General features: G+C 69.8%; 21 protein-coding genes. 14 read left to right on the forward strand and 7 right to left on the reverse strand.

Annotation, left to right across the window (positions count from 1 at the left end; translation table 11 throughout):
* Positions 1–342: 342 nt before the first annotated feature.
* From ABZU76_RS13250 to ABZU76_RS13270, 5 genes are all read left to right on the forward strand, one after another.
* Positions 343–846, forward strand: a complete 504-nt coding sequence (locus ABZU76_RS13250) for a MaoC/PaaZ C-terminal domain-containing protein (protein WP_354868441.1) — start codon at positions 343–345, stop codon at positions 844–846.
* A complete protein-coding gene (locus ABZU76_RS13255) occupies positions 843–2,117 on the forward strand; it encodes a CoA transferase (protein ID WP_354868444.1) in 1,275 nt (424 codons plus the stop codon). The genes ABZU76_RS13250 and ABZU76_RS13255 overlap by 4 nt, the downstream gene beginning before the upstream one ends.
* Positions 2,114–2,881 (forward strand): SDR family NAD(P)-dependent oxidoreductase, encoded by a 768-nt coding sequence (locus tag ABZU76_RS13260; RefSeq protein WP_354868446.1) that lies wholly within the window; start codon positions 2,114–2,116, stop codon positions 2,879–2,881. Before ABZU76_RS13255 ends, ABZU76_RS13260 begins: the two co-directional genes overlap by 4 nt.
* A gap of 49 nt (positions 2,882–2,930) precedes the next feature.
* Entirely contained in the window at positions 2,931–4,187 is a 1,257-nt protein-coding gene (locus tag ABZU76_RS13265; RefSeq protein WP_354868449.1) for a CoA transferase, read from the forward strand.
* Between the two features lie 99 nt (positions 4,188–4,286).
* On the forward strand, positions 4,287–5,603 hold the full coding sequence (locus tag ABZU76_RS13270; protein WP_354868451.1) for an MFS transporter: 1,317 nt from the start codon (positions 4,287–4,289) through the stop codon (positions 5,601–5,603).
* On the opposite strand, the gene ABZU76_RS13275 is transcribed toward ABZU76_RS13270, so the two are convergent.
* The 7 genes from ABZU76_RS13275 to ABZU76_RS13305 form a co-directional block, all read right to left on the reverse strand.
* Positions 5,508–6,491: a LysR family transcriptional regulator gene (locus ABZU76_RS13275; protein WP_354868453.1), complete on the reverse strand. Its 984-nt coding sequence runs from the start codon at positions 6,489–6,491 to the stop codon at positions 5,508–5,510. The genes ABZU76_RS13270 and ABZU76_RS13275 overlap by 96 nt on opposite strands.
* Before the next feature lie 154 nt (positions 6,492–6,645).
* Positions 6,646–7,422, reverse strand: coding sequence for an SDR family NAD(P)-dependent oxidoreductase (locus tag ABZU76_RS13280; protein WP_354868454.1), 777 nt, complete (start codon positions 7,420–7,422; stop codon positions 6,646–6,648).
* Between the two features lie 3 nt (positions 7,423–7,425).
* Positions 7,426–8,904, reverse strand: coding sequence for an FAD-dependent oxidoreductase (locus ABZU76_RS13285; RefSeq protein WP_354868455.1), 1,479 nt, complete (start codon positions 8,902–8,904; stop codon positions 7,426–7,428).
* 57 nt (positions 8,905–8,961) lie between these two features.
* Positions 8,962–10,140: a DUF993 family protein gene (locus ABZU76_RS13290; protein ID WP_354868457.1), complete on the reverse strand. Its 1,179-nt coding sequence runs from the start codon at positions 10,138–10,140 to the stop codon at positions 8,962–8,964.
* A gap of 65 nt (positions 10,141–10,205) precedes the next feature.
* Positions 10,206–11,015 (reverse strand): sugar phosphate isomerase/epimerase family protein, encoded by an 810-nt coding sequence (locus ABZU76_RS13295; protein ID WP_354868459.1) that lies wholly within the window; start codon positions 11,013–11,015, stop codon positions 10,206–10,208.
* Between the two features lie 106 nt (positions 11,016–11,121).
* On the reverse strand, positions 11,122–11,901 hold the full coding sequence (locus ABZU76_RS13300) for an SDR family NAD(P)-dependent oxidoreductase (protein WP_354868461.1): 780 nt from the start codon (positions 11,899–11,901) through the stop codon (positions 11,122–11,124).
* A gap of 604 nt (positions 11,902–12,505) precedes the next feature.
* A complete protein-coding gene (locus ABZU76_RS13305) occupies positions 12,506–13,312 on the reverse strand; it encodes a FadR/GntR family transcriptional regulator (RefSeq protein WP_354868463.1) in 807 nt (268 codons plus the stop codon).
* Between the two features lie 302 nt (positions 13,313–13,614).
* On the opposite strand from ABZU76_RS13305, the gene ABZU76_RS13310 reads away from it, so the two are divergent.
* The 9 genes from ABZU76_RS13310 (at position 13,615) to ABZU76_RS13350 (ending at position 24,685) form a co-directional block, all read left to right on the forward strand.
* A complete protein-coding gene (locus tag ABZU76_RS13310) occupies positions 13,615–14,982 on the forward strand; it encodes a carbohydrate ABC transporter substrate-binding protein (RefSeq protein WP_354868465.1) in 1,368 nt (455 codons plus the stop codon).
* Positions 14,979–15,899: a sugar ABC transporter permease gene (locus ABZU76_RS13315; RefSeq protein ID WP_354868467.1), complete on the forward strand. Its 921-nt coding sequence runs from the start codon at positions 14,979–14,981 to the stop codon at positions 15,897–15,899. Before ABZU76_RS13310 ends, ABZU76_RS13315 begins: the two co-directional genes overlap by 4 nt.
* Entirely contained in the window at positions 15,889–16,839 is a 951-nt protein-coding gene (locus ABZU76_RS13320; protein ID WP_354868469.1) for a carbohydrate ABC transporter permease, read from the forward strand. Before ABZU76_RS13315 ends, ABZU76_RS13320 begins: the two co-directional genes overlap by 11 nt.
* A gap of 94 nt (positions 16,840–16,933) precedes the next feature.
* Positions 16,934–18,865, forward strand: a complete 1,932-nt coding sequence (locus tag ABZU76_RS13325) for a hypothetical protein (protein WP_354868471.1) — start codon at positions 16,934–16,936, stop codon at positions 18,863–18,865.
* Positions 18,862–19,806 carry an aldo/keto reductase gene (locus ABZU76_RS13330; RefSeq protein ID WP_354868474.1) on the forward strand — a complete coding sequence of 315 codons (945 nt, stop codon included), beginning with the start codon at positions 18,862–18,864 and terminating at the stop codon, positions 19,804–19,806. The genes ABZU76_RS13325 and ABZU76_RS13330 overlap by 4 nt, the downstream gene beginning before the upstream one ends.
* Complete coding sequence (locus tag ABZU76_RS13335; RefSeq protein ID WP_354868476.1) at positions 19,803–20,663, forward strand: amidohydrolase family protein; 861 nt, start codon at positions 19,803–19,805, stop codon at positions 20,661–20,663. The genes ABZU76_RS13330 and ABZU76_RS13335 overlap by 4 nt, the downstream gene beginning before the upstream one ends.
* Positions 20,660–21,727 (forward strand): alcohol dehydrogenase catalytic domain-containing protein, encoded by a 1,068-nt coding sequence (locus ABZU76_RS13340; protein ID WP_354868479.1) that lies wholly within the window; start codon positions 20,660–20,662, stop codon positions 21,725–21,727. Before ABZU76_RS13335 ends, ABZU76_RS13340 begins: the two co-directional genes overlap by 4 nt.
* A complete protein-coding gene (locus tag ABZU76_RS13345; RefSeq protein ID WP_354868481.1) occupies positions 21,724–22,494 on the forward strand; it encodes an SDR family oxidoreductase in 771 nt (256 codons plus the stop codon). The genes ABZU76_RS13340 and ABZU76_RS13345 overlap by 4 nt, the downstream gene beginning before the upstream one ends.
* Positions 22,495–22,693: 199 nt before the next feature.
* Complete coding sequence (locus ABZU76_RS13350) at positions 22,694–24,685, forward strand: right-handed parallel beta-helix repeat-containing protein (protein ID WP_354868483.1); 1,992 nt, start codon at positions 22,694–22,696, stop codon at positions 24,683–24,685.
* Positions 24,686–24,693 lie beyond the last annotated feature (8 nt).

The following is a 24,693-nucleotide window of genomic DNA, read 5'->3' on the forward strand; positions in this document are numbered from 1 at the left end:
AACTGCGTGTAGGAGTTGGCGATGGCGACGATCGGCTTGCCGAAGTCGCTGTCGGTCATCCCGGTCGCGCGCCAGAGCGCACGCGCGCCCGCCGCGTTGCGGCCGTGGGTGGTGGTCCGGGAACGAAGAGTCGCCATCGCCGTCCTTCTCGAGTGCTTCAGGTGACTCGACTCTGACCGGTGACATCCAGGCATGCAACGCACTGGTTCGAGGGAATTCTTGCGACGTTGGCAACAGTGGCCGCACAAGACTCAACAGATGAAGGCGCCGGATGAATTGATGGCCGGCGTCACCTCGCCTTAGCGTCACGGCGACCCCCAGGGCGCGAGGAAAGGAAACACCGTGGCAGCACGTGGTCTCACTTGGAGCCAGCTCTACGTCGGCCAAGAGTTCGAATCGGCGACCCGCAGCATCACCGAGGGCGACGTCGTCACCTTCGCCGGCACAACCGGCGACTACTCCGAAGTCCACGTCAGCCAGGCGTATGCAGAGAAGACCGAGTTCGGCGAACGGATCGCCCACGGTTTGCTGGGCCTGTCCATGGCGCACGGGCTGATGCTGGGCGGTGGCCTGCTGTTCGGGACCGCGATCGCGTTCCTGGGGCTCTCGGAGTGGTCGTTCAAGGCCCCGATCCGGTTCGGGGACACCATCCACGTTCGCTTCGTGGTGGACGAGCTGCGCCGCCGGACCAAGCGCCCCGACCAGGGTGTGGTCACCTTCGCGGTGGAGCTGGTCAACCAGCACGGGCAGATCGTCCAAAGTGGGCGCAAGGCGATCCTCCTGCACGCCGAACCGGAGGACGCGCCGCGTCCGGCGGAGCACGAGGCCGTGGAACCCGCGCGATGAGCGGCGGCGGGGGACTGGGTGAGGTCTACGAGGGCGTGCGCGTCCTCGATTTCACCCAGCTCGAGCAGGGGCCGTCGGGAACCCAGGTGCTCGCGGACTTCGGGGCCGAGGTCATCAAGATCGAGCGCCACGACATCGGCGAGATCGGCCGCGACCACAGCCCGCGGGTCAACGGCATGAGCCCGCACTGGGCCGCCAACAACCGCAACAAGCTCAGTCTCAGCCTCGACCTCAAGGCCCCGGGAGCGCGCGACGTCCTCGAACGCCTGGTCAAGACGGCGGACGTGGTCGCCAGCAACTTCCGGCCCGGGGTCATGGAGCGGCTCGGTCTCGGGTACGAGGACCTCCGCGCGATCAACCCGCGGATCATCTGCGCGTACGCCTCGGGCTACGGGCGCTCCGGCCCCTACGCCGAGCGTCGCGGGCAGGACCTGGCCGCGCAGGCCATGGGCGGTGTCCTGGCCTTGACCGGATCCGCCGACTCGCCCACCGCGGCCGGCACGTACGCCATCGACTATGTCGCCGCGATGCACTTCGCCCAGGGCATCATGCTCGCGCTGGCCGCGCGGGAGCGCACGGACCAGGGGCAGGTCGTGGACTCGTGCCTGCTCAACTCCGCGGTGGCGCTGCACCTGCAGGAGGCGACGACCTACCTGAACACCGGGCGCGAGTACCCACGCCCGCCGCAGGGCGTCGCGCACAGCCATTCGACAGCGTTGTACGCGCGATACCGCACCGCCGACGATCGGTGGCTCGTGCTCGTGGGCGAGTATTTCGTGGACCGGCCGTGGCAACGGGTCTGCGACGCGCTGGGACTCGCCGAACACCGCGACGACCTCCGCTTCGCCACGACGCGCGGACTGGCCGAGCACGTCGAGGAAACCCACGCGCTGCTCCAGCGCGCCTTCGACCACCTGTCCCTCGACCAGGCCCTGAAAGCGCTGGAGGAGCAGGACATCCTCGCCGCGCCGGTGAACGACTACCCACACCTGTTCGAAGACCCGCAAGTTCTGCACAACGAGCTGGTCGTCACGGCCGAGCACCCGCACGCCGGCACGGTGAAGCTGGTCGGCCCGCCCGTGAAGCTCAGCGCCACTCCCGCACGAGTGCGAAACGCTCCGCCGACCGTCGGACAGGACAACGAGCACGTCCTGGCCGGCCTCGGCTTCACGTCCGCCGAGATCGCCCGGCTCCAGGAAACCGGAGTCGTCGGGATCGAGAACCGGCGGCACCGCGAAACCGGTGTCGCGCACTGGGGGCCGGTCGAATGAACGGGACTTCTTTTGCCGACCGACGAGTGCTCGTCACGGGCGCCGGCCGCGGCATCGGACTCGCCACCGCCCGTCGCTTCGCGAGCTTCGGGGCCGACGTGCTCATCGCCGACATCAACGCGGACCTGGCCTCGGCCGCGGCGCAGGGCATCCGCGCCGACGGCGGCCGAGCGGAGGCGTTCCCCCTGGACGTGACGTCCGCCGCGGCAATGGCCACCGCGGGTGACCGCGCGGGACACCTCGACGTCGTGGTCGCCAACGCCGGCATCCAGCTGTTCGGCCCGGCTTCGCAGCTGGACCCGCAGGACTGGGACCGCGTCCTGGAGGTCAACGGGCGCGGGACGCTGCTGACTCTCCAGCTCGCCGTACGGTGCCTGGACGACGGCGGCGCCATCGTCGCCCTGGCGTCGATCCAAGGATTTCTGCCCAACGCACTGTCGGCGCACTACGCGGCGTCCAAGGCCGCCGTCGCCAGCTTGACCAAGTCGTTCGCCGCCGAGCTCGCACCGAGGGGCATCCGCGTCAACGCCGTCGCCCCCGGACGCATCGCCACCGGCATGTCGGACCACGCCGACGCCGAGATCGGCCGGCTGACCGGGCAGGACGCCGGTACCGCGCTCGAACGTCGGATCAGCGACAACCCCCTGGGGCGTCTCGGTCGCCCCGAGGAAGTCGCGGCCGCGATCACCTTCCTGGCTTCGCCGGACGCCTCCTACATCACCGGCGAGTGCCTGAAGGTGTGCGGCGGTGACCTGATGACCTGACCCGGTCCGCCGCCCGCACGCCCACCCGCACCGCAACCGAAGGGGAACCGTGACAGACGCCTTCGAGGGAATCCGGATCCTCGACTTCACCCAGCTCGAACAGGGCCCCTCGGCCACCCAGGTCCTCGCGGACTTCGGGGCCGAGGTCATCAAGATCGAGCGCATCGACGTGGGCGAGATCGGCCGCAACCAGCAACCGCTGCTGGCTGCCGGGTTCAGTCCGCACTGGTCCGCCACCAACCGCAACAAGAAAAGCATCACCGTCGACGTGAAGAGCGACGCCGGCCGCGAGCTGATCCTCGACCTCGCGCGGAACGCCGACATCGTGGCCAGCAACTTCCGCCCGGGCGTCATGGACCGCCTGGGTCTGGGCTGGGATCAGCTGTCCGCCGTCAACCCCCGGATCATCGTCGCCTACGCGACGGGCTACGGCCTGTTGGGGCCCTACGCGCACCGCCGCGGCCAGGACCTGGCCGCGCAGGCGGTGAGCGGGTTGATGGCGCTCACCGGCACCCAGGAGAGCGGCCCGGTGCCGACCGGCACGTTCATGATCGACTACCTCGCGTCCATGCAGTTCGCGCAGGGGATGATGATCGCCCTCGCCGCGCGGGAACGCACCGGCCGCGGCCAGGTCGTCGACTCCAACCTGCTCAACGCCGCGATCACCAGCCACCTGCAGGAAGCCGCGACCTACCTGAACACCGGACGGCGCTTCCCCCGGCCCACCACCGGTGTGGCGCACCCGGGCAACACCGCGCTCTACGGTTACTACGAGGCCGCGGACGGGCTGTGGTTCACCTTGATCGGCGAGTACTTCGTCGATCACCCTTGGCAGCGCGCCGCTCGCGCGTGTGGACTGTCCGAAAAGGACGTCAACGAACCGCGTTTCCAGACCATCGAGGGGCTTCTCGAGCACACACGTGAGACCTGGCAGCTGCTCGCCGAAGCCGTCGCCAAGTTCCCGCGCGAGGAGATCATGGCGCGCTTCGAGGCCGAGGACGTCCTCGTCGCCCCGGTGAACGACTACGACGACCTTTTCACCGACCCCCAGGTCGTGCACAACGAGCTCGTGATCGAGGGTGATGTCGACGGGGTGGGCCGGGTCAAGTGGATCGGCATGCCGATCGCGCTCTCCGATACGCCGGCCCGGTTGCGTGCGGTCCCGCCGAAGATCGGCGAGCACAACGAAGAAGTCTTCATTGCGGCCGGTCTGGCCGAGGAGCGCATCGCGGCGCTGAAGAACGCGGGGGTGATCGGATCCGAATCGGATCGAGAGCGCGGGGGAAACGGGCCCCAGTGGTCCTGAGTTGTCCTTGGCCATCACCGTCGAAACAGAGAAAGTAGGAAGATGAGCGTTCACAGTCCTGCAGCGTCGCAGGGAGACGCGAGAAGCATCCGGAAAATCGTGCTGGCGGGCAGCCTCGGCACGTTGATCGAGTACTACGACTGGGCTCTCTACGGGTACGTCGCCGCCATCATCGCGCCGCTGTTCTTCCCCGGCGGCGACCCGACTGCCGCTCTGCTGTCCACATTGGCCGTGTTCGCGCTGTCCTACGTCATCCGCCCGATCGGCGGGATCTTCTTCGGTGCCTTCGGCGACAAGTTCGGGCGGCGACCGGCGCTGCTGGTCACGGTGGTCGGCATCGGCCTGGCGAACACGGCCATCGGATTTCTCCCGACCTACGCCAGCGTCGGTGTGCTGGCGCCGATCCTCCTGCTGATCGTCCGGGTCGCCCAGGGCTTCTTCGCCGGCGGTGAGGTCGGCGGCGCGGCCACCGTCATCACCGAAGCGGCACCGCCGGGCAAGAAGGGTTGGTACGCGTCGTTCGTGCCCGTCGGCACCAACGGCGGGTTCGCCATCGCCTCCGCCGCCGTGGGTCTGGTGTCGGGGCTGGTGACGACTAGCCAGATGAACGAGTGGGCCTGGCGCATCCCGTTCTGGTTCGGGCTTCCCCTGACGATCGTCTGCTTCCTCTCCCGGCGTTTCCTGCCGCGCATCGACAACGACGACAGCCCCCGCCACGGGTTCCCCCTGATCTCCGCCTTCCGCTCCTACCCCGGCCCGCTCATCAAGGGCATCCTGCTGGGCATCGGCGTCCAGGGCACCGCCTACGTCGGCGCTACCTTCCTGTCGATCTACCTCATCACCAGCCTGCACTACGCGAAAACCCCGGTTTACTGGATCACCGCGGGCGGGACCCTCTTCGGTGTGCTGATGACACCACTGGCGGGTCGGCTGGTCGACCGGATCGGCTCGGTGAACGTGACGATCATCGGTTTGGCCACCTACGCGATCGTGACCTACCCCGCGCTGGTGATCATGGACTTCAACAACATCTTCCTCGCCGGCGTGGGCTACTTCGTCGTCGCGGTCAACATGGCGACGGCGCAGGCGGGCAACTACACCCTTACGCCTCAGCTGTTCGGACCCGAGGTCCGCTACACCGGCACCGCTCTCGTGACCAACGTGTCGGTGGTCATCGCAGGTGGAACGGCTCCCTACATCTGCACCTGGCTGGTCAGCTCCACGGGCAACCTGCGGTCCCCCTACTTCTTCGTGCTCGGGGTCAGTCTGATCGGTATCGCCACGCTGCTGACGATGCGCCGGCTGGACGTCGCGCAAGGATCACGGCTCGGTGGCGAGCACGCTGATCCCGGTGGGCAGGCTCATTCTTCGCAGTTCCTGGGCAGCGACCTTCCGGAAGCGGCGGGCGGTCGGTGACAGCTCGGTGTAAGGCCGTGAGATAACGGCCAGTACACGACGTGGGCCCGGCCCGACGATCGGCACGCGCGCCAGATCGTCGAGCCGGTAACCCATGAACTCCAGCGCCGGCAGGGCGGACACGCCGAACCCGGCGCGGACCAGTCCGCCGAGCGTGGCGATGTTGGCGACCTCGAACCGAAGGCGGACTTCCGCTGCCGCGTCGGCGAGCGCCTGATCGGTGATGGCCCGGATGCTGGTTCCCGGGCGCGCGGCCACGTACCGTTCGGCGTCGAAATCGCTCCAGGTGACTTCGTCCCGGTCGGCCCACGGGTGGTCGTCCGGGGCGACGCCGTAGAACTTCTCCTCCAGCACCGGCGTGACCCAGAGCCCTTGCGGCACCTCGACGTCCGCGGTGATCGCGACCTCGACCGTGCCTTGTTGCAGGTGGCGCAGCACGTCGTCGTTACCGCCGTCGACGAGGTGGAAGTCGAGCGCCTCGTTGCCGGTGAAGAACGCGCTCAGCAGCCTTGGCAGGACCGCCGCCGCGAAGGACGCGAGGGTGGCGAGCGCCAGCGTGCCCAGCTGCGCTTTGGCGTAGCGGTCGAAGCGCTCGAGCCCCACCGACAGCGTGTCGATGAGCTGGTCGGCGACCTTGAGGAACTCTTCCCCCTCTGCGGTGACGACGACGTTGCGCGTGTCCCGCTGCAGCAGCGTCACCCCCAGCGTGCGCTCGAGCTGAGACACCGAACGGCTCAGCGTCGACTGCGACAGGTTCATGTGACGGGCGGCGCTGGTGTAGCTGCGGGTCCTGGCCACCTCGCGAAACACCCGAATCTGGTGCAGGGTGACGTCGTCGACGGCCATGTTCTCGTACTCCGCTCGCAGGTCGCCCCGGGTGTCCGGCACCGGGAACCGAGCCGAGGGCCTGCCCGGTTTCGGGCCTGCCCCCGGTCAGCATGTCATCGTCGCCGCGCCGCGCAACAGCGCGACCGGACATGGGCAAGGCCGGCCGGACGGGGTTTCCCGTCCGGCCGGCCTGGTGCGCGGCTCGCCCGCGGGGTCAGACCACCGACTGGGCGCCGTCCACCGTCAGCACGTGGCCGCTGACGAAGGACGCGCTGTCGGACAGCAGGTAACACACGGCTTCGGCCACGTCGTCGGGCCGGCCGAACCGGCCCAGCGGGATCTTGCCGAGCCGTTCCGCGCGGGACACCGGCTCCTCCAGCGTCGGGGCCGTCAACCGCGTCGAGATCACGCCCGGGGCCACGGCGTTGACCCTGATCCCGTGCTCGGCCAGCTCAAGCGCCAGCGCGTACGTGAGACCGACGATCGCCGCCTTGGCCGAGGAGTAGTGGGCGAGGTTGACCCGCGGCTGCCACGCCGCGATGGAAGCGAAGTTCACGACAGCGCCACCACCGTCGGCGGCCATCGTCCGCGCCACGGCTTGCGTGACCACGAAGGTGCTCCGCGCGTTGACGGCCAGGACCCGGTCCCAGTCGTCGGCGGACAACTCCAGTGCGGCTTCGCGGTTGTGGGCCCCGGCGACATTGACCAGCCCGGTGATGGGCTTGCCGTCCGCCAGGGTCTCGATCGTTGCCAGGGTCGCCGTGGTGTCCAGCAGGTTCGTGGCAGCGCCGGCCGCGCCGAGCTCGGCGGACAGCCCGGACAGCGCCGGGGAGTCGAGATCCATCAGCAGCACTTCGGCCCCGCGGGCCGCGGCTGTGCGCGCGACGACAGACCCGATGTCCCCGGCGGCGCCGGTGACCAGGATCCGGTGGCCTTCGAGCTGGTCGGTGAGCTTAGGGGTGCCGCGCCGGGGCCCGGTGGAGGTACTCACGGGTTACTCCTCGTCTTTCGTCGCCGACCACAGGGCGCGTTTGGCGGCGATGCGGCCGGAGATGAACGCCCACCCGACGTGGTTGCCGTGACCTTCCAACAGGAGGCCGCCCTGTCCGTTGGACCCGGCCGCGAACAACCCCGGGACCGGGTCGTCCTGCTGGTCGAGGACGCGCATGTCCGTGTCGATCGCCAGCCCGCCCTCGGTCAGCACGATCCAGCTCTTGAGCGGGCCGAGCGCGACGAAGTTCTGTTCGCCGCCGGCGGACTGCCCGAGCGAGAGGGCCAGCTTGCGCGGATCGGCGCCGATCTTGGCCGCCAGGTCCGCCACGGTGCGCGCGTTGTGGAAGATGTCGCGCCGGTTGCGGCGGTAGTCGTCGATGTAGGCGTAGGCGACACCGGGCGCGGTCGAGATGAAGTTGGGCCACTTCTTGAACTGGGTGGCCGTGGCCTCGTCCATCACCAGGTAGCCCTCGCCGCCCGGCTGGTCGGGCAGCTCCAGTTCCGGGCTCGCGCTTTCGTCGGTGAACCGCTCGCCCTCGGCGTTGACCAGGATCGCGCCCTGCTTGAAGACGTTCGGCGACGGCGCGAGGTAGGAGGTCGCGAAGGACATGATGAACGGCCGCTGGATCGCGTCCGGCAGCCACCGCAACGCCAGCAGCATGACCGTGGTCAGAATCCGCCACGGTGGCAGCTTCTGCAGCAGCAGCTTGCGCGCCGGAGTCACGAACCGCATCTCGGGGCCGACCGCGAGGTCACCGTTGAGGATGCGGCCGCCGACCTCCATCCCGAGCCGCAGACCGTCACCGGTGCTGGTCGGGTTGATGCCCTCGACCTGCGCCGCCCGGGCCGAAGCGAACTGACTGGTCTTGATCTCCACGCTGGAGCTGAAGTCGCCCGCGGCCAGCACGACTCCGCGGCGGGCCCGGATGACGCGCCGCGCACCGCTCGTGGTCTCGGTGTCGACCCCGACGACCCGGCCCTCCTCCACGACGAGGTGGCGCGCCGTCGTGTTCGTGAGGATGCGCACGCCCGCTTTGCGGGCCGCCCGTTCGAACCAGTAGATGTAGGCCGAGGAGTTCGGCAGGACGTTGTGCATGCGCGGGCTGCGGTGCGGGGGTTCGGGCATGGGGCCGAACAGCGCGACTCCGTGGTCCTGAACCCAGTGCAGCGTGTCCGCGGAGTTGTCGACGTACACCCGCCGCAACGCGAGGTTGTCGCGTTCCACGAGCGGACCGGCGAACTTGGCCATGTCCTCGAAGTGCTCACTCGGCGCGTCGGCCACGCCGGCTTTGCGCTGCAACCGGGTGCCGTTGGCGGAGAAGGAGCCGATCGACCGGCTCGTGGTCCCGCCGAGCTCGGGGTTCTTCTCCAGGAGCGCGACGCTCGCGCCCATTTCGGCCGCCTGGGTGGCGGCGGCCAGGCCCGCGCCGCCGCCGCCCACGACGACGAGGTCGTATGTGATCGCTGATTCTGTGGACAAAGTCGCTCCTTCGCGGCTATCCGGTTCGGGCTCGCAATTGATGGCGGTGCGCCGTGTTCAGCGCGCCGCGTCCCACCCGGCGACGGTCAGCACCGCTCGCATGCGCTCGGCGGCCAGCGCCGGATCCGGCAGCAGGCCGAGGGCGTCGGCTTGCCGGAAGACGTCGGTGATGTGGTTCACCGACCGCATGCCTTCGCGGCCGGTGACCATCCGGAAGCGGTCCTGGTGGCCGGAGAGGTAGGCCAGGAACACGACCCCGGTCTTGTACTCCCCGGCCGGGTGTTCGAACAGCCGGCGCGCGAGGGCGAGCGTGGACTCCATGTCGGCGGTGAAGCCGTCGGGATCTCCCGCGTCCAGCTTCTGGAAGGCGACGGACGCGATCGGCGCCAACGGGTCGAGGACCCCGAGCAGACCGTGGCTGTGGTGCTCACCGTCGCCGCGGATCAGCTTCGGGTAGTCGTGGTCGTCGCCGGTGAAGACCACGACACCGTCGGGCAGCTCGCGGCGCAGATGTTCCTCGCGTTCCACGTCCAGCAACGAGAACTTGAACCCGCGCAGGCGCTCCGCATGGCGCTCGGCCAGTGTGACGACCGCCTTGAGCGCCTCGTCGACGTCGGTGTGGCCCCAGTAGCCCCGCAGGGCCGGGTCGAACACTTCGCCGATCCAGTGGATCAGCGCCGGGGTTTCGACGCGTTCCAACACTCGGTCGTAGACGTAGGCGTAGTCCTGGGGGCCCGTCGCGACCCGGGCGAGCACGTGGCTCGCCCGCAGGACGGCGCCGCGGCCGAGGCTCTGGATGAAGTCGAGCTGTTCGAGGTAGGCGTCGGCGATGTCGTCCAGCGTCGGCGAGGTGACGTCGAGCTGGTCGGTGCCCGCGCCGCAGACGATCTCGCCGCCGACCTCGGTGGCGGCCTCGCTGGAGCGGCGGATCAGATCCTTGGTCTGCGCCCAGGTCAAGCCCCCCGGGCCGCGTTCGGAGGTGTCCATCGCCTCGGCCACGCCGATGCCGTAGCGCCAGAGGTGGCGGCGGAACGCGATCGTGGCCTCCCAGTCGACGGGGGGTTCAACTCCCGGCGTGTACTCGCCGAGCGGGGCGGCGACGACGTGCGGCGCGGCGTAGACGTCACGCTGGGCGAACGGGGCGGCGGGCGCGGGGAACTCGCGGGCGGGGCCCATCGTGTGCTGCTCCGCCGTGCCGTCCGGACGCGGAAGCTTGAGGGTGATCGAGTCGGCCATGCGAATTGCCTTCCGGGGGAGATGGTTGATGAGGGATGCGCGGTGGTCGTGGCCGGAGCCGCGGGTCAACGTGGGGTCGTGAGCAGGCGCGACGTGCGCTCCCGCAGGTCCAGGGCGTAGTCGAGATCGGAGCCCTGCCGGGGTTCGTCGCTGAGGACCTCGACCTGCCAGCGGCCGGTGTAGCCGACGCTGTCGACCAGCCGGACGAAGCCCGGCAGGTCGATCACCCCGTCACCGGGGCAGCCCCGGCCGCGCAGGAGGTTCGTCGTCGGGACCAGCCAGTCCGACAGGTCGACCGCCATGAGGTGGGAAGCCGCTGCGCGAACGGACTCGGTCAGATCCGGGTCCCACCACACGTGGTAGACGTCGAGGGTGATGCCCAGCCATTCGGAGGCGAACTCCTCCGCCAGCGCCGTCGCTTGGGCGAGCCGGGAGACGGACGACCGCTCCGCGACCATCATCGGGTGGAACGGCTCGATCGCCAGCCGCACCCCGCGGGCCTGGGCCTCCGGCAGGATCCGCGCGAGCCCCGCCCGGATCCGGCTGTCCGCCTCGGCGAAGGTGGTCGTCACGCCGCCGACCACCACCACGACCGCCTCGACGCCCAGCCGTGCCGCCGTGTCGAGCACCGCCAGGTTCGACCGCCACCGCGCGTCGTCGTGATCGTCCTCGGTGAAGTAGCCCAGCCGGCAGAGGCTGAAGACCTCGACCCCGAGGTCTTCGGCTGCCTTGGCGACCACGTCGACGCCGTCGCGGTGGACCGGAATGTCCCACACGCTCGCGGCCATGCCGGAGTCCGCGCAGACCTTCAGGAATTCGGGGGTGTAAAGGTCCAAAAAGGACCCCTGGCTGAGCACCAGTGAATCGTGGGACATCAGGCCGCTCCTCGCTGCTCGCCGGCGGTGTGGCGCGGGAATGCGGTGCGTGGGGTGTTCGTCAACTTTCCGTCAGCTCCGTTCTTCGGTGGGCGGGGGTGTGCGGTCAGAGCATGTAGTCGCCGCCGGAGACGTGGACGCACTCGCCGGTGAGGTAACCGGCGTCGTCGGAGGCGAGGAACGACACGACCGAGGCGATGTCGGCGGGGCTGCCCGGCCGGCCGGCCGGGATCTGCCGGGTCCTCGCGGCCCTCGCGGTTCCCGCCGCACTACCGTCCAATTCGGACTCGAAGGCATCGGCCCGCGCCCACAGCTGCGTGTCGATCATCCCCGGGGCGATCGCGTTGACCCGCACGTTCGGCGCGAACTCGAGCGCACAGGACTTCATGATGTTCAGCGCGGCCGCCTTCGACGCGGCGTAGTGCGGCGAATGCGGGGTGCCGAGCCGCGCCGAGCGCGACGCGATGACCACGATGCTGCCGCCCCGGCCCGCCGCTCGCAGGTGCCGTCCGGCTTCGCGGGCCGTGAGGAACGCACCCCAGGCGTTGACGTCGAACACCGCGTCCCACTCCTGCTTGGTGACGTCGAGCAATTCGTTGAATGTCTGCCGCCCGGCGTTGACCACCGCGATGTCCACCGGTCGCGCGAGCAGGTCCTCGGCTCGGGGGAGAAGGGCGCGCACCTGAGTCTCGTCGGTCACGTCGACCTGCAACGCTTCCGCGGTACCGCCTTGCTCGCGAAGTGTCTTGGCGGCCTGCTGCGCCGCGTCGCCGTTCACGTCGGTGAGCAGAACCGCGGCGCCGTCGGCGATCAGCCGCGTCGCGATCGCGAGCCCGATACCCTGCGCCGCCCCCGTCACGACCGCGGCTCGTCCGGCCAGCCTCACGACAGGCTCCCGTCGAGCTCGTTTTCCCGGCGCGCCACCGGGGCCTGGGTGATGATCGATCGTCACTGATCCTCCTGGGTGTCCTTCGCCGGCGGCGCTCGCGAACCGCCGGAATCCACGGCTCTGGGCACGACGGAACCTCGCGGGTATCCGAGACACCCGCGTTCCACGATCCGCAGAGCACACTCGCCACCGGCTGGGGTCCGCCGGGGCCGGCGATCAGTCAGCCGGACTCGCCGGCGGGTTCGACCGCCGGCCGTGCGGCGCCGAGAGAGGCCGCCGAGTCGCTGAAAGTCCGCACGCATCGACACTGGCGCCCGGGATTGAAATACGCAACGCACTGATCCGGGAAATCTGTTGCGTTCTGCGCATCATTCTGTGCACGCGCTTCAAGAGACGCGGTCGAGGGAGCCGAGGTCGGGGCGGGCACGGTGTTCTTGTCGGCATCAGGACGAGATCGACCGTGCCACCGCCTGGGTGCAGGCCGTTCTCGTCGCTGGTGGCGCCTCGTGCGCCCGACGGTTTCCCGGGTGGGGGGAGAATTGAAATCCCCTGGCGGCAAGGGTTTCTCAGAGCTGAGCGCGTCGGTGCGGGCTCGAGGTGCTCAGCCGAACACGCGCCGCTGGATCTCCTTGCGGTAGTCCTCGAGGGTGTTGTCCAGGTGGACCGCGGCGGCCTGCGCCGCGGCCTCCGAGTCGCCGTCGCGGATCGCCTGGTAGATCGCGGCGTGTTCGTCGATCGCCTCGGCGGCGTGCCCGCCGACCGTGCCGCGCAGGCCGATCGTGCTGGACTGGTGCTGCAGCCGCCGGACTTCGCGCACGGCGGCCAGGAGGAACTGGTTGTGGGACGCGGCCGCGATGCCGAGGTGGAACTCGTCGTCCCCGCGATCGAACAGCGCCGCCTCTCCGGTCAGGTGCCCTTCGCGGCAGGTTTCCGCGGCCGCTTCGATCGACCGGAGCTCCCCGGGGGTGGCCCGGGTCGCCGCCAGCCGGCTCGCGGTCATCTCCTGCACGCGGCGGAACTCGAAGAGCATGTAGACGTGATCGAGGTCGGTCGGCAGGAAAAAGCTGCCCCAGCGCGCCGAACCCAGCATGCCCTCGTCGTCGGCGACGTAGAGCCCGCGGCCTTTCTGCGCGCGCACGCGACCGATCGCGGAGAGGATCTTGACCGCTTCGCGAACGACCGTGCGGGACGTCCCCAGTCGTGTGGCCAGCTCGTTCTCGGTGGGCATGCGATCACCGGCCTGGAGTCGGAGCTCCGCGATGAGCTGGAGAATCTGCTCGGCGACGACCTCGTACCCGGGCCGGTACGCGGCCTGCGGCGGGGTCGCCACCTGGTCGCCACCACTCGGATCGGGTTCGACCGGTGCGGGCACGCCGTCCACCCACTCGCCTCCTTCGTTTTCGGTCACCGCGAGGGTACGACTTGATCCTCGCCGCCTCAAGGATCCTACACGTCGGCAGCGGATTGAGAAATAAGTACTACTCATTTTGGTGGCTCAGGCTCGAGGTCTCCTTGAGGGAAACTGGCCCGCACCTCTTGACGGAAGGCTTGGTACGGGCTCTTATATAGCTCCGAAGCGACCGCCCGCACCGCGTGGTCTCGCTCACGGGTCACAAGACTTGGGTGCGTAGATCGTGCCAAATGTGTCGGACATATATCCGCCACATGGTTCGGGTAAACCTGCGGTCCCCACGATGGAGTGGAGTAGCCATGACAGCCAAAGCCGATGCCGCCGGCGCCAGGAGAGCAACCCACCGCCGCGCCCGGTTCGCGGGTCTCGCGCTGGGCGTCGCCGCCGTGCTGGCCGCGGTCGCCGCGTGCGGCAACGCCGGGACCGGATCCGGTGCGCAGAACGGGTTCCAGCCGGTGCAGCAGACGGGCGGGAAGCTCACGGTCTGGGTCGACTCGACGCGGCTGCCGGCCGCGCAGCTGTACCAGAAGGCGCACCCGGCGGTGAAGATGGACATCGTCACCTACGACGGCGACGCCAACGGTTCGAACTACCTGCAGACCAAGGTGAGCTTGTTCAACCGCACCCGCAGCGGCTGGCCGGACGTGGTCTTCAGCTCCCAGAACAACGAGGCCTCCTGGGCGGTGCAGGCGGGGTTCACCGCGCCGCTGAACAAGGGCCTGGTCCCCGACGCCACCCTGCGCGGGTGGACTCCGGGCGCCAACGACCCGTGCACGGTCGACGGCACGCTTTACTGCGTGCGCAACGATCTCGCGCAGACCGTGCTCTGGTACAACGCACCGCTGATGCGGCAGTGGGGCTATCAGGTGCCGAAGACCTGGGAGGAGTACCAGGCTCTGGGCAAACGCCTGGCCACCGAGCACCCGGGCTACCTCGTGGGGACGGCAGGGGACAACTTCACCCCGGAGATCTACCTGTGGGCGAGCAAGTGCGGCGCCAACCGGATCACGGGCCCCAAAGCGGTCAAGGTGGACACGACGAGCGCCGAGTGCACCCGGATGGCCGCGCTCCTCGACAGCCTCGTCCAGAACCACACCATGGCGACCAGCAGCGTCTTCAGCTCGGACTTCGACAAGAACTCCGCGGACAAGGTCCTCATGATGCCGGGACCCTCGTGGTTCGGCAGCTCGATCTTCAACGAGGCGTTCAAGACGCCCGCGGGCCAGATCGCGGCCGCTCCGCTGCCGCAGTGGGCCGGGGACAACGCGCCTTCGGTCGGCAACGTCGGCGGTGGCACCTGGCTGCTGTCGGCCCACAGCGCCAACCTCAAGGACGCCGCCGATTTCCTGACGTGGGCGGCCACCTCCGACGAGTACCAGGGCAAGGTCTCGCCTGGCTACCCGGCGTACGCGCCGGCAGCGAAGACCTGGCTCGCGAAGCAGGCGTCCAGTGGCTACTACTCGGGTGACATCACCGGGCCCTTGCAGAGCGCGGCCGCGCAGGTGTGGCCGGGCTGGGGCTACGGCCAGTTCAGCCAGGAGGCGATCTGGGCCGCGACGGTCACCCCCGGGCTGACCGCGGGCAAGACGATCGTCTCGATGCTGCCGGACTGGCAGAAGGCCGTCACCGACTATGCGCGGTCCAACGGCTACGAGGTCAGTCAGTGAGCACTGCGTCCACCACCGCCCGCCCGGTCAGGAGCCCGTCGCGACGACGGCGGGGGACCTGGCCGGGCCGGGGCGGGCACCTGTTCGTCGCCGCGTATGTGGTGCTGCTGATCGCGTTCGGGGTCGTGCCGACGGTGTACGCGGTGTACTTCGCGTTCACCGACGCCGGCGACAACTTCGCGGGTTTCGCGAATTTCGTCGCGGCCGCCGGCGACTTCCGGTACCTGTCGGCGATCGGCCACGTGGCGCTGTACCTGGTGTGCTGGCTGGTGTCGCTGGTGGTGCTGGTGGTCGGGCTTTCCTTGGTCCTGCACCGGGTGCGCTCGGCCGGGGTGAGCCGCGTCCTGCGGTTCCTGTACTACATTCCGGGAGCGCTCGCCGGTGCGGCGAGCGTGATGGTCTGGTTGTTCGTGCTGGACCCGACGGTGAGCCCGGTGAGCTTCCTGATGCGTGCCTTGGGTTTCAGCACCTTCGGTCAGGTCGTGGCGCCGGGCCACCTGCCGGTGCTGTTCACCTTGATCGCGTTCTGGACCGGCGCGGGCGGCTGGATCGTGGTGATGTACGGAGCGTTGAACAACATCTCTCCCGATCTGCTGGAAGCCGCCCGGATCGACGGTGCGGGGGCGTGGCGCACGGCGTGGCACATCCAGATCCCGTTGCTGCGCAAGTGGATCGTCTACATGGCGATCCTGGCGTTCGCCGGCGGGACGCAGCTGTTCGTGGAACCGCAGCTGCTTTCGCAAGCCAGTGTCGGCGTCGCCGGCCGGGACTACTCGCTCAACCAGCTGTCCTACGACTTCGCCTTCCAGAACAACAACGTGAACACGGCCGCGGCCATCTCGGTCGAGCTGCTGCTGATCGGCCTCGTGGTCGCCGGTGTGTTCGTGGCCCGATCGGGGTTCTTCGATGCCGACTGACACCCGTATCCCGGCTGTGGCCACGACTTCGGTGGGAAGCGCCCGCTCGTCCTCCGGGCGGCCGCGGCGCGGCCGTGGTGGCCGGCGGTGGCCGAACCCGCTGTCGGCTCTGGTGCTCGTGCTGTTTCTGGTGTTCTTCGTGCTCCCGGTCGTGTGGCTGTTGCTGGCGGCTACGAAGACCGACGACCAGCTCGTGCACGGTAACCCGTTGTCGTTCGGTTCGTGGCACGCGCTCGCCGAGAACTGGACCGCGCTGACTTCCTTCCAGGACAACGCGATCTTCCTGTGGCTGCGCAATTCCGCGGTGTACTCGTTCATCGCGCTGGCCATCACGTTGTGCGTTGCGATCCCGGCCGGGTACGCCCTCGCGATGAACCACTTCCGCGGCCGCCGCACCTTGCTGGTCGCGACCCTGGTGGTCATGCTGATGCCGAACGCGACCCTGGTGGTGCCGCTGTTCCTAGAGGTGAACGCCGTCCACCTCATCGGGTCGATGTGGTCGATCATCCTGCCGTACTCGTTCTACCCGTTCGGGGTGTACCTGACCTACATCTACTTCAGCACCTCGCTGCCGCGTGATCTGGTCGCGGCGGCGGAGCTCGACGGCTGTTCGCAGTTCGGCGTGTTCCGGCACATCGCGCTGCCACTGGCGATGCCGGTGGTGGCGCTCGTCGGCTTCTTCAGTTTCGTCGCCAACTGGACCAACTACTTCCTGCCCTACGTCCTGCTGCCGGAGAGCGGCCAGTTCCCCGTCCAGGTGGGCCTGGGCACCCTGCTCAACGCGGTCCCGCAGTTCAACCCCACCGTCGGCAGCGCCGCGGTGCAGCGCCCGGAGCTGGCGCTGGCGACGTTGCTGGCGATCACGCCGGTCCTGCTCGTCTTCCTGTTCTCGCAACGCTTCCTGGTCGCGGGAATGCTCGCCGGCGCGACGAAGGAATAACCCACCCGGCTCGACGCGGAACCACCGTCCACGCGCGCGGCGGCACTTCGGGTGCCGTCCGCGGGTGGCGGCCGCCCCCGAATGGAGATCTTCGATGTTTCCCGTCATCACGGCCTCGGTACCGCTGCTCGAACCCCCGGGCTGGGCGATCGCGCAGCGCGAGCTGTTCGACCTGCTCGACACGGCTTGGCGCCAGTTCGCGCGTGACTACACCGGCCCGGACGGGCGGCTCGTCTACCGGGGCGGTCTCACCACGCGCGACGGGGTGGACGACTTCTACGAAACCTTCTTCAACTGGCCCCAGCTCTACCTGCTCGGCGGGGCCGACGACCTGCTCGGCGAGGCGGAGCGGCACTGGGCGGGTGTCACCCGCCAGCTGACCGAGCTGGGCATGCTGAGCGAGGAGTACGAACGCGGCTACGACTGGTTCCACCAAGGCGAAAGCCTACTGCTGCTGTACTTCCTGTGCATGGCTGCGCCCGAGCGGTGGCGCGAGCGTGCGGTGCGGTTCGCCGAGCTGTACGTCGATCCGGCCCACGGCAACTACGACCCCGAGCACCGCATCATCCGGCGTCCCCACAACGGCAGCGATCCGGGGCGCGAAGGGCTCTTCGACGGCGACTCGTACCCCTGGCTGCCCCAGGAAGCGCGGATGTACGGCTTCCCCCTGGAATGGCTCGTGCCAACGGGTGCCGAGCAGCCGACGACGGATCCCGATCCCCGGCTCGGCGAGCAGATGCGCCGGCGGATGGGGGTGGGGGACACCGCGGTCAACCTCGCCGTGTCCGGGCTGGTCTTCAACGCCCTGCTGCTGTCCGGCGACCGCCGCTACCGCGACTGGCTCGCCGACTACGTGGGTGCCTGGCGCGAACGGGCGGCCGCCAACGGCGGTGTCCTGCCCGACAACGTCGCTCCCGACGGCACAGTCGGCGGCCTGCTGGAGGGTCGCTGGTACGGCGGGCACTACGGCTGGTCGTGGCCGCACGGGTGGTACAGCGTGGGGCACGCCGCGATCGTCGCCGCGCTGTCCGCGGCGACGGCTACCGGCGATGACGGCTACACCGACCTCGTGCGGCCCGCCTTGGACACGATCATCGGCCAGGGCAAGGTCATGGCCTTCACCGACGCCGACTCCAGCCTGGAGTCGAAGTGGACGGTGCAGCTGGGCCCGGACGTCGACACGCCCACGCTGCACGTGCCCTACCGCTACGGTGACCACGGGTGGTTCGACCACAACCCGATGCTGATGGGCGTGCCGGCCGCGCTGTGGCACCACTCCGGGTCCCGGGACGACCGCGAGCGCCTCGAACGGCTGCGCGCCGCCGCCGGCCACGACTGGCGAACGGTGCGCTCCTTCCGCAGCAAGGAAGAGGCCGGGCACGAGGAGCCGTGGTTCGCGTACCTGTCCGGCGACAATCCCGACTACCCCGAGCGGATCCTCGCGGCGGCCCAGGCCCAGGTGCGGCACCGGCTGGCGCGGATGGAGCACTACCGAGGCCTCGACGTCCCCGAGGCCGACATCCACCTCTGGCAGCAATCGAACCCGGTCGTCACCGAAGCGCTGGTCCAGCTCACCTGGGGAGGTCCGCAGGTCGTCTACAACGGCGGACTGCAGCAGGCCCGCGTGCGCTACTACGACGCGAACGCCCGCCGCCCGGGTCTGCCCCCGTCGGTCGCGGCGCTCGTCTCGCGCATCGAGCCGGAGGAAACGGTGGTCGAGCTCGTCAACCTCGACCCGCTGGCGACCCGGTCGGTGATCGTGCAGGCCGGCGCGTTCGCCGAGCACCACATCCGGACGGCGCGCCACAACGTCTGCGACGACCCGTCGTGGATCGGCGACCTGTACGACTACGGCCACCGCGAACCGGTCGTGACGTCCTCGTCGATCGCTCCTGACGGTCCCTGGTTGCAAGTCGAGCTGCCCCCGTCCACTCGCATCAGCCTGACGTTGGAGCTGGAGTTGCGGGCCTGCACCCCGTCTTACGTTTCGCCCTTCGAGGCCGGGCCGGCGAGCGGGTCCGCATGAACCGCACCACCCTCGGCCACACCGGGCTCACGGTCTCCCGGCTGGGTTTCGGCGCCGCGCCGCTGGGCCGGCTGGCCGCCCCGGCTCGCCAACGCGGCATCGACGCCGTGCACACGGCGCTCGAGCTGGGCATCACCTTCTTCGACGTGTCGCCCTTCTACGGGGAGACAGTCGCGGAAACCGTTCTGGGACAAGCGTTGCGCGGCGTCGAGCGGTCCGCCTACGTCCTGGCCACCAAGGTCGGCCGCTACGGACAGGCCGACTTCGACTTCAGCGGTGATCGGGTCACGCGCAGCGTGCACGAAAGCCTGGCGCGCCTCGGTGCCGGCCACCTCGATCTCGTGCAGTGCCACGACATCGAGTTCGGCGACCTCGACCAGGTGATCGGCGAAACGCTGCCCGCCCTGCGGGCCTTGCAGGAGACGGGGCTGGTGCGCGCGGTCGGGATCACCGGCTTTCCCTTGCCGGCACTCGCGTACGTCGCCGAACGAGCCCAGGTCGACACGATCATCTCCTACTGCCAGTACACGCTGCAGAACCGGCGGCTCGCCGCGTGGCGCGAGCGCTTCGAACGCCTCGGCACCGCCGTGCTCAATGCGGCTCCGCTGACGATGGGCGCACTGACGCAACAGGGCGCACCGCCTTGGCACCCCGCACCGAAGGAGGTGCTGCAGCGGTGCGCCGAAGCCGCGGCGGTGTGCCGGGAGCGTGGGGCGGATCTGGCGCGCGTGGCTCTGCAGTTCGCGGTGAGCACCGGGGACTTCCCGGTCACGATCGTCGGCGCCGCGGACCCGGACGAGGTGCGGCGGGACGTCCGCTGGCTGACCGAGCCCCTCGACGAGAGCCTGGTGCGTGAAATCGAAGCGTGCCTCGAACCCGTCCGCGACCGCGGGTGGGTCAACGGGCGCCCGGAGAACCAGCATCCGGGGGAGCGGTCGTGACGGCAGCTCTCTCGATCCTCGACTCCCACGTGCACTTCTGGGATCCGCGCCGGATGCGTTACCCGTGGCTCGACGACGTCGCCGAGCTCGACCGTGCCCGTACCCCCGAGCACTTCCCGGGCCGGGCGGAAGTCATCGTCGTCGAGGCCGGCCGGGTGCCTGCCGATGCCGCCGCCGAGATCGCGTGGATCCGGCAGGAGTCGCGCCGGCACCCGTGGATCCGCGGAATCGTCGCCCACGTCGAAATCGGGGATCCCGCGCGGGCGCGCGAGTTCGTCGAAGAGCACGATCCGTTTGTCGTCGGGGTGCGGCGCAACGCGCAGGACGAACCGCCCGGCTTCCTCGACGACGGCGACTTCCGCGCGGGAGTCCGCCTGCTGGGTGAGGCCGGCCTGCCGTTCGACGCCTGCGTCCGCGCGCACCAGCTGCCGGAACTGACCGAACTCGCCACCGCCTGCCCGCGGACCACGATCGTCCTGGACCACCTCGGGAAACCCGCACCGGGAGGACCCGCCTACGACCGGTGGCGCCGGGACCTGAGGCGGCTGGCCCGGCGCGACAACGTGCTCTGCAAGCTGTCCGGCCTGGCCACCGAAACCACGCCGGGTACCGACCGCGGCGCCGTGGTCGACGCGCTGCGCGAAGCGCTCGACGTGTTCGGCCCCGGCCGCTGCCTCTACGGCAGCGACTGGCCGGTGCTGACGCTGGCCACCGAGTACGCCGAATGGCTCGACCTCGTCCACACGGCACTCGCCGCTCATCCGGCCGCCGCGGCCGAAGCCGTCTTCCACGACAACGCCGCCCGGACCTACCGGGTGCGCAGCGCCGCGCAGGGACCACGAAAGGACCCCGAATGACCTCCCCGACACGCGCTACGGCCGCACGCCGGGTCGCCTACGGCGGCGCCCGCGCCCTGGTCGTCGAGCGGACCGAAACCGAGCCACCCGCGCCCGGCCACGTCCGAGTCGACGTGGCCTACACCGGGATCTGCGGAACCGACCTGCACATCTTCCACGGCGACATGGACGGCCGGGTCCCGCCGGGCGCCGTGATCGGGCACGAGATGTCCGGCCGGGTCGCCGAGGTCGGCGCCGGTGTGGCGGGCTGGCGGCCCGGCGACCCCGTCACGGTGCTGCCGCTGCGGTGGTGCGGTGACTGCCCCGCCTGCCGGGCGGGCCACACCCACGTGTGCCACCGCCTGGTCTTCCTCGGCATCGACGCGTCCGGTGCCCTGCAGAACAGCTGGACGGTGCCCGCGGACACACTCGTGCCACTGCCACGCGACCTGCGGCTCGACCACGCCGCGCTCGTCGAGCCGACCGCGGTCGCCGTGCACGACGTGCGGCGCGCCCAGCTGCGCCAGGGCGAGCACGCGCTCGTCGTCGGCGGGGGACCGATCGGTGTGCTCATCGCGCTCGTCGCGCGCCGGGCGGGTGCGTCGGTCGTGCTGGCCGAGCCCGCCGCGTACCGGCGGTCCGTCGCCGAGGACCTGGGGTTCACCGCGCTCGACCCCGTGGCCGACGACTTCGCGGGCACCCTCGGGCAGTGGACGGGCGGCGCCGGCGCCGCGGTGGCGTTCGAGGTGTCCGGCGCGGCGGCGGGCGTGGCCACGGCGGTCGACGCGCTGGCCACGAGGGGCCGGCTCGTCCAGGTGGCGATCCATCCGGTGGCCCGTGAGGTGGACCTGCACCGGTTCTTCTGGCGGGAGCTCACCTTGCTCGGCGCGCGGCTGTACGAACGCGAGGACTTCACCGCCGCGGTCGACCTGCTCACCGAAGGAGTGATCCCGGCCGAGAGGTTGATCTCTCGGATCGAACCGCTCGAGCGCGTCACAGAGGCCTTCACCGCACTGGAAAGCGGTGCCGGCGTGATGAAGGTGCTCGTCGACTGCCGGACCGGCGAGGGGCAGGAGGCACGGTGACCGGCTTGTCCGCCTTCGACCTCACCGGCAAGCTCGCGGTGGTCACCGGGGCCCGCCGCGGGATCGGCCTCGGCATGGCCGAGGCGCTGGCCGCTGCCGGTGCGGACATCGTGGCCGTCAGCGCGCACCAGGAGCCGTCCGGCAGCGAGGTCGAGGCACGCGTGACCGCGCTCGGCCGCCGCTGCACCGCGCTGAGCGCCGACTTCTCCGACCGGGCGGCCGTCGCGGATCTGGCGGCAGCGCTCGCCGGTCTCGACCGGCCCGTGGACATCCTGGTCAACAACGCCGGCACCATCGCGCGCGCCCCGGCGGCCGAACACTCCGACGCCGACTGGGACCGGGTGCTCACCGTCGATCTCACGAGCCAGTTCGCGCTCACCCGTGCGGTGGGCGCCGGCATGATCGAGCGCGGCCGGGGCAAGATCGTGTTCACCGCCTCGCTGCTGAGTTTCCAAGGCGGCATCAACGTGCCCGGCTACGCCGCGGCCAAGTCGGGCATCGCGGGGCTCACCCGTGCGCTGGCCAACGAGTGGGCGGGCCGGGGTGTGAACGTCAACGCCATCGTCCCCGGCTACGTCGAGACCGACAACACCCAGGCGCTGCGCGCCGATCCCGAACGCTTCGCCGCCATCCTCGACCGCATTCCCGCCGGCCGGTGGGCACGGCCCGACGATTTCGCCGGTGTGGCCGTCTTTCTCGCCTCCTCGGCGTCGGACTATGTGCACGGCGCCCTCATCCCGGTCGACGGCGGATGGCTGGGCCGATGAACCCCGCCCGCGCGGCGGCGCGGGCCTGATCCTCCCGCGAGCCACCGCGACGAAAGGCCGACGATGCCGTCCGGCTTCTTCGAACACCGCGTTCCGCGTCTTCGAGGACCACCGATTCGCGCCGGCCGAGCGCTACTCCGGTTCGCTCGCCGGCCGTCCTCGCGAACTTCTCCGTTCCCCTCCACAAAGGATGGTGCACATGCGTCACACCGCAAGAGCAGTGCTGACGGCGCTCGCCGTCTCGGCCGCGGCCGTCGCGGTCGCGCCCGGCGCGCAGGCGGCCGGACCACCCGGTTTCACGATCGTCGTCGCGCCGAACGGCAACGACCACAACCCGGGCAGCGCCGGCCGCCCCCTCGCCTCGTTGCAGAAGGCCCAGAAACTGGCCCGGGACCTCGTCGGCCGGGCGAACGTGACCGTCGAGCTCGCCGGCGGCACGTACCGGCTGACGGCCCCCCTCACGTTCACCGCCGCGGACTCCGGCCGAAACGGCCACACCATCACGTGGCAGGCCCGCCCCGGCCAGGCCCCGGTGCTGTCCGGCGGACAGGCCGTGACCGGCTGGAAGCTGCACGACCCGGCGGCGAACATCTACGTCGCCGACACCCCGAAGGGCGTGGACACGCGCCAGCTCGCCGTCGACGGTGAGCTGGCGCCGCGGGCCGCGATCACCATCGCCCGCAGCGACGTCGCGGTCACCACGACCGGGCTTTCCATCGTGAACCCGGCGCTCGACTACCTGGCCACCTTGCCCGACCAGAACCGGATCGAGGTGGAGAGCCAGAACTCCTTCACCGACCGGTACGCGCCGGTGCAGCACATCAGCGGCACCACGATCACCATGCAGCAACCCGCTTGGAGCAACAACAACTGGGGTTACGACACGCTCGCGCACCCCTTCGCGGGAGGCACGCTGCAGCTGGAGAACTCGTACTCGTTCCTGAAGACCGCCGGGCAGTGGTACCTCGATCCCCAGGCCGGGAAGCTCTACTACAAGGCCGCCCCCGGCCAGACCCCGGCGCACAGCGACGTGGAACTGCCGCGCCTCAGCTCGTTGGTCCGGCTGAGCGGAACGCAGGCCCAGCCCATCCACGACCTCACCTTCCGCGGCCTGAGCTTCGAGCACACCACTTGGCTGCAGCCCGGCACCGCGGTGGGTTACGCCGACCAGCAGAGCGGCACGTTCATCACCGGCACCTACCCGCAGCCGGCGGACGTCCTCACGTCCTGTCAGCTCGGGTGTCCCCAGTTCGAAGCCACGCGCAACGGCTGGAACCAGGTTCCCGCCGCCGTCCAGGTCTCGGCCGCTCGCAACATCTCCTTCGTGGGCAACACGTTCGCCCACCTCGGCCAGGTGGCGCTCGGCATCGGCAACGACGCGAACGCCCACGCCTCCGGCATCGGCCTCGGCGCGTCGGGGATCACCGTGCAGCACAACACCTTCACCGACGACTCCGGCTCCGGCATCGTCGTCGGCGGGGTGCAACCCGACGCGCACCATCCGCGTAACCCGGCGATGACGAACAAGGACATCACCATCACCGACAACCTCGTGACCGACGTCGCGCGGGACTATAAGGACATGGCCGGCATCCTGAGCACCTACGTCACCCACGCCGTGATCGAGCACAACGAGGTGTCCGACCTCGCCTACGACGGCATCGACGTCGGCTGGGGCTGGGGTGCCAACGATCCCGGTGGCAGCCAGGACTACCGCAACCGCGGTCTGTACGACTACCAGCCGGTGTACACCACACCCACCACGCTGAAGGACACCGTGGTGCGCGGCAACCTCGTCCACGGCACCAAGAAGGTCTTCCACGACGGCGGGAGCATCTACAACCTCTCCGCCGACCCGGGCGCCATGATCGACGACAACTACATCTACGACAACCACAGCACGGTCGGGCTGTACCTCGACGAAGGCTCGCGTTACGTGAGCCTGTCGCACAACGTGATCCAGGACGCCGGCGTCTGGGCGTTCACCAACGCGAGCTCCACCAACAACACCAACGACAACACCTTCACCGGCAACTGGTACAACACCGGCGCCACCCAGGTCGCGACCGGCTCCCCGCACAACAACGTGCTGGACGGCAACGTCCACCTCACCGACGGGACCTGGCCCCCGGCGGCGCAAGCGGTGATGGAAAACGCCGGCATCCGCCCGAACCCCGGCGCCTCGTCCTGACACCGAAC

Origin of the sequence: Amycolatopsis sp. NPDC005232, from assembly GCF_040607795.1 — a bacterium.
Lineage (GTDB): Bacteria > Actinomycetota > Actinomycetes > Mycobacteriales > Pseudonocardiaceae > Amycolatopsis.